4 protein-coding genes are annotated in these 6,008 nt (G+C 63.0%); 2 read left to right on the top strand and 2 right to left on the bottom strand.

Annotated elements, in window-relative coordinates; all coding sequences use genetic code 11:
• Positions 1–256: 256 nt before the first annotated feature.
• Together ACW73L_RS18555 and ACW73L_RS18550 are read right to left on the bottom strand one after the other, a co-directional pair.
• Entirely contained in the window at positions 257–1,630 is a 1,374-nt protein-coding gene (locus ACW73L_RS18555) for a sensor histidine kinase (protein ID WP_498924063.1), read from the bottom strand.
• Positions 1,623–2,297 (bottom strand): response regulator, encoded by a 675-nt coding sequence (locus ACW73L_RS18550; RefSeq protein WP_498924062.1) that lies wholly within the window; start codon positions 2,295–2,297, stop codon positions 1,623–1,625. Before ACW73L_RS18550 ends, ACW73L_RS18555 begins: the two co-directional genes overlap by 8 nt.
• 196 nt (positions 2,298–2,493) lie before the next feature.
• Here ACW73L_RS18550 and ACW73L_RS18545 point away from each other — a divergent pair, with 196 nt between their 5' ends.
• Together ACW73L_RS18545 and ACW73L_RS18540 are read left to right on the top strand one after the other, a co-directional pair.
• Positions 2,494–5,595 (top strand): efflux RND transporter permease subunit, encoded by a 3,102-nt coding sequence (locus ACW73L_RS18545; RefSeq protein WP_498924061.1) that lies wholly within the window; start codon positions 2,494–2,496, stop codon positions 5,593–5,595.
• A gap of 9 nt (positions 5,596–5,604) precedes the next feature.
• Entirely contained in the window at positions 5,605–5,931 is a 327-nt protein-coding gene (locus ACW73L_RS18540) for a P-II family nitrogen regulator (RefSeq protein WP_129883945.1), read from the top strand.
• Positions 5,932–6,008 lie beyond the last annotated feature (77 nt).

Below are 6,008 nucleotides of genomic sequence, written 5' to 3'. Positions count from 1 at the left end.
ACGGCGCACACCGCCCGGCGACGGGCGGGGTGACCTGAACCCCCGGTGGGCGCAAGCCCCCCGGGGGTTTTTTATGCTCTTCAGATTATTGTGCGGGGGCCATGGGGGACCGAACGCGCTGTACCCAGGTCCGCTCCAACACATCCGCGACACGCGCATGGCTCGAAAGGGGGATGCGTCTTGCGTCCCCGGATGCTTGGGGCGGAATCGCGGGCAGGGTGAAGCCCGTCCAGACTGCAGCAGGGTCGATGGTTACTCAGGTCTTGAAACGCACCCGGACCCGTGTGCCGCCGGCCCGATTTCGCCGCCCTATTCGGACGTCCGCCTGATGCAAATCGGCGATCTCCCTGACGATCGCAAGCCCCAGGCCGCAACCCTCACCCGGAGTGCCGGGCACCCGATAAAAACGTTCAAACACGCGTTCGCGCTCGCTTCTGGGCACTGGACTTCCGTCGTTCTCGACCATCAGTTCGGGGTTCGGGCGCGCAGCAAGTCTGACCTCGATCTGCCCGCCCGCCGAGCCATAAAGCAGCGCATTCTCCAACAGGTTATGCATCAGCTCCCGCAGAAGGTGCGCGTCACCCACCACGATGAGAGGCGCTGATCCCGCATCGAATCCGAGCTCGACCCCACATCGCAGGGCCTTCGGGGCCCAGTCCAAACAGACCTCCCTGGCCAGATCGGTCAGTTGGACAGGCTGAAAGGAGAACTGAGCGTCTAGGGTTGCCTCGGAGCGGGCCAGCGCCAGCAGTTGGCTCGTAAGGCGGGAGATTCGTTCGGCGCTCGACTTAATCTGCTCCATTGCCGTGCGTTGCAGGTCAAGGTCGGGCTCCCTGAGCGTTCGTTCGACTTGTACCTTAAGTGCGGCGACGGGCGTGCGGAATTGGTGGGCGGCATTCGCGATGAAGCGCTGCTGGGTTGCCATGGCGGTTGACAGCCGGCTCAGCAGGCCATTGATCGTATGCGTCAGCGACCGGACTTCGAGCGGAACGCGGGTATCCGGAATCGGAGCGAGGTCTCGCGGAGACCGCTGGGCGATTTCCCGTGTGAGAGCGTGCAGGGGACGCAGGCCTCGATTGATCCCCGCGGATACGTGAAGCCCGCCGATCAGCACGAGCAGGAGTTGCGGCACGAGCACGGCGGCGAGGATCTCTGCCGTCATGCCCCGGCGCTTGTTCACCGTCTCTGCGACCTGAACAATGACTTCTTCCGGGCTGTTCTTCGGCGCTATCGCCATTGAGACGACGCGGACGTTGAGGCCGCGCATCGCGCTGTCGAAATACAGCGGCTGTACACGAACCGCCGCCATATCCGGGGGCGCCGGGATATCCCGATCCCCGGCCATGAAGCCGAGGTGTGAGGACTCGATCTTGAAGAACGTCTTGTCCACCTCGTCCCATTGGAAGACCTCCAGCGCGGTGGGTGGTAGCTCGAACACGACGCGGCCCTTCTGTGCCTTGACTTCCTGCGCCAGCGAGCGCGCGGAATCCAAAAGCCAGCGGTCATAGGCCACATTCGCGTAGTGCAGGGCCACGAAGTAGGACACGCCGGCGTCGAGCATGACGAATACGGCCATCGGTAGCGCCAGACGCGTCAGCAGCTGGGTGCGCAGACTGGTCGGGCTACGCATCAGCTTCGCGTTCCAGCAGATACCCCAGCCCTCGAACGGTGCGTATCCGCACCCCCGCTGACTCGATGCGCTTGCGCAGGCGGTGGACATAGACCTCGATCGCGTTATCGGCGAGTTCCTCCCCGCTGACGGAGAGCCGCTGTGCGATGCGATCCTTGCTGACCACGCGCCCCGTCTGCACCATCAAGGCCTCGAGTACCCCGTATTCCCGCGCCGATAGCAGCAACGGCTCGCCGTCGACCATGGCCTGACTCCCAGAGGTGTCCAAGCTCAGGCGTCCGGCCTGCAACAGCGTGCCGAACGCGCCGCGATGCCGTCGGATCAGCGCGTGGATCCGCGCTTCCAGCTCGCGCAGGTCAAAGGGTTTGACGATGTAGTCGTCTGCGCCCCGCTGCAATCCCCGCACACGGTCTTCGATGGCATCGCGCGCCGTCAGGATCAGCACCGGGGTTGAGTCGCGGCGGGCACGCAGCCGTTCCAGCACGCAGGATCCGTCTCGGTCGGGCAGGCCGAGATCGAGAAGCACCAGATCGTATTGGTGGTTCAACAGCAGCCTGTCGGCGGCGCTGGCACTACCTGCGTTGGTTACGCGCAAGCCGGCCTGAGCCAGCGCGTGGCTCAGGCCGTCAGCAAGGGCAACATCATCCTCGACAAGAAGGACGTTCATCCGGCGCTGGCACCTGAAAGCTCTGTGTAAGTTTCGGGGTTTAGAATCGGACCCTGGCTCGGTGCGCTGGACGGGGGCGACCGAGCGTGTCGGCTTCGCTCCATTCTGCGTGACCCGAATGTGTCACTGCAACCCAGGTTGTGGTCAGCCCGTGTCCCGCTCGCTACCCCCTGCCGCCAAGGAGGCTACCCCCGGAATGCTCGAAAAGCTGATTCGTTCTGCGCTGCAACAGCGCTTGGTCGTGGTGGTTCTGGCGCTGTGCCTTGTCGGCTTCGGTATCGCCGCGATCGATGATCTGTCAGTCGATGCCTTCCCGGATGTCACCAATGTACAGGTCATGATTGCTGCGAAGGCGCCCGGGCGTTCACCCGAAGAGGTTGAACGGTTCGTTACTGTCCCGCTGGAGATTGCGATGACCGGCTTGCCGGGCCTGACCGACATGCGCTCGGCGAACCGGAATGCACTATCGCAGATCACGCTGGTGTTCACGGATGAGACCGACGTGTATTTTGCTCGCCAGCTGGTACTGGAACGACTGATCGAGGTGGCGGAGCGGCTGCCGCCGGGTGTAGCGCCCGTGCTCGGTCCGGTCTCGACGGGTCTCGGCGAGGTGTATCAATACACGCTGGACAGTCCGCAGGACGGGGACCGCGCACTGACCGAGGAGGCCTTGATGGAACGCCGGACGATCCAGGACTGGGTCGTGCGGCCCCTGCTGCGGGGGATTCCCGGAGTGGCCGAAATCAACTCCATCGGCGGCTACGAGCGGCAGTACCAGGTCGAGGTGAACCCCGACCGGCTCCACCACTACGGACTCACGGTCAAGGACGTCTATAGCGCGCTGACGCTGAACAACGCGAATGCGGGAGGCGGGAAATTGCCCTATTTCGCCCAGCAATATCTGATTCGCGGCCTCGGGCTGATCGAGGGCGTCCAGGACATCGAGGACATCGTGCTCAAGGAGGCTGGCGGTACGCCGGTCTTCGTGCACAACGTGGCAAGGGTCAGCATCGGGTCGGCGGTCCGCTACGGCGCAGTGATCAAGAACGGTCGAACCGAATCCGTCGGCGGCATCGTCATGATGATCCGCGGCGGCAACGCCAAGCGGATCGTCACCGAAGTCAAGCACCGGATCCGCGAGATCAACGAGCAAGGCATGCTCCCCGGCGGTTTGCAGATCGTGCCGTACTACGATCGCACCGTGCTGGTGGATGCGGCCATCCACACGGTCACGAAGGTGCTGACCGAAGGGATCGTGCTGGTGGTGGTTGTGCTCTTTCTCTACCTGGGCGATATCCGCTCCAGCCTCATCGTCGTCGCCACCCTGATCGTCGCGCCGCTGGTGACCTTCATGGTCATGAACCGCTACGGGCTCTCCGCGAATCTGATGTCGCTGGGGGGGTTGGCGATTGCCATCGGCATCATGGTGGATGGATCGGTGGTCGTCGTCGAGAACGCCTTTCGCCATCTCGGTGAGGCGAAGGGTAGTGGCGAGGCGCGCAGCGTCATTGTGCTGCGCGCCGCAGCGGAAGTCGGCAGCCCGGTGCTGTTCGGCATCGGCATCATCTGCCTGGTCTTTCTGCCGCTGATGACCTTGAGTGGACTCGAAGGCAAGATGTTTGCGCCCCTGGCGTACACGATCGCGATTGCCTTGTTCGCGTCACTGATCATTTCGCTGACGCTGTCGCCCGTGTTGTGTTCCTATCTGCTGCGCGGAGGGGCCGAGCACGATACCTGGATCATCGCCCTGATGAAGCGGCCCTACCTGAGGTTGCTTCACTTTGCGTTGGAGCGGCCCCGGACCGTGGTTGCTTTCGCCGTGCTGCTGCTCGTTGGCAGCGTGTCGCTGTTTCCGTTTCTCGGAACCTCGTTCATTCCGGAGATGAAGGAAGGCTCGATCGTGACCGGCATCAATCGCGTTCCGAGCATCTCGCTGGATGAATCGATCGCGATGGAAACCGAAGCAATGCGCCTGGTCATGGAAGTGCCCGGCGTCGAGATGGCCGTGTCGCAGCTGGGGCGCAGCGAAAACCCCACGGACTCCCAACCGGAGAACGAGTCCACCCCCATCGTCACGATTGCGGACCGCGACAAGCTGCCGCCGGGCTGGGACCAGGACCGCATCATGGACGCGTTGCGCGAGAAGCTTCGCGTTATTCCCGGCGTGCAGATCGTCATGGCACAGCCGATTTCCGATCGGGTCGACGAGATGTTGACGGGGGTGCGCTCGGACATTGCCATCAAGCTGTTCGGCGACGAACTCGAGGACCTGAAGGCAACCGCTGACGAGATCGTCAAAGTGGTCAATTCGGTTCCGGGTTCGGCCGACATCCGCGTCGAGCGCCTCAGCGGCCAGCAGTATCTGGTGGTGGATATCGACCGGCGCACGATCGCGCGCTACGGGATCAACGTGGCCGATATCAACGACGTGCTGGAGACGGCCGTCGCGGGGCGGGTCAGCACTGAGATCTACGAAGGCGAGCGACGTTTCAATGCCGTCGTGCGTTTCCCACCCGCCTTTCGTGCCGATCCGAAGGCGATCGGCGCCATCCTGCTCGATTCGCCGAAAGGGGCCCGCGTGCCCCTGCGTGACCTGGCAAGCATCCGACTCGTGGATGGACCGGCGCAGATCAGCCGGGAAATGGCACGGCGACGAATCGTCATCGGGGCCAATGTTCGCGGGCGCGATCTGGGAGGCTTCGTGGCCGAATTGCAGCAGGCGATCGCGGACCGTGTCGACTTGCCCGACGGGTATTTCCTGAAATGGGGCGGCCAGTTCGAGAATCTGGAACGAGCGATGAAGCGTCTGATGGTGATCATTCCGCTGACGATCGCCGCCATTTTTTTTCTGCTCTTCCTGCTGTTCAATTCGCTGCGCTTCGCGAGCCTGATTATTCTGGTCTTGCCCTTCGCGTCGATCGGCGGCATTTTTTCGCTGTTCGTTACCGGGGAATATCTCTCGGTCCCGGCCTCGGTCGGGTTCATCACCTTGTGGGGTATCGCGGTCCTGAACGGTGTTGTGCTGATCTCGTATATCCGCAGCTTGCGCGACGGGGGAATGCCGCAGCGCGCCGCCCTGATCGAGGGTTGCCAGCAGCGTTTCCGTCCGGTGATGATGACGGCCACGGTCGCGATGCTGGGCCTGATGCCCTTCCTGTTCGCGACGGGGCCCGGGTCAGAGGTGCAGCGACCGCTCGCGATCGTCGTGATCGGTGGATTGATAACCTCGACCTTGTTGACGCTCGTCGTGTTGCCGACCCTTTACCGTTGGTTCGAAGACCGTCCTATCGAAGCCTAGGAGCCCGCCATGAGAGAAATTAAAGCCGTCATACAGCCGCAGCGCCTCAGCCGACTTCGCTCCGCTTTCCGTAGAATGCACGGTTTCCCCGGCATGACGGTCGTGCATGCCGAGGGCTGCAGCTACCACGATGGTCCCGAGTCACACGAGGACGTCTGGTCGGAACTGACCGAATTCTCACCGAAAGTCCGCATCGAGATCATCGCGCCGGAGGAAAAGGTCGTCGAGATCCTGGGGATCATTCACGAAACCTGCCATACGGGACAAAAGGGCGACGGCATCGCCTGGGTCACCGACGTTGGCGCTTTCCGGCAGTTGCGCTACGAACCGATCTAGATGCCAGGGGCTCCCCTGGCTCTGGTGTAATGAGTGGAGCCCGCCGCCGAATCCGCTCTGGCCGCGGGGGTTGACGC

This window comes from Methylolobus aquaticus (genome assembly GCF_054172105.1).
Note: the sequence above shows the minus strand (reverse complement) of the source record. Positions and strands in the feature narration are given on the sequence as shown.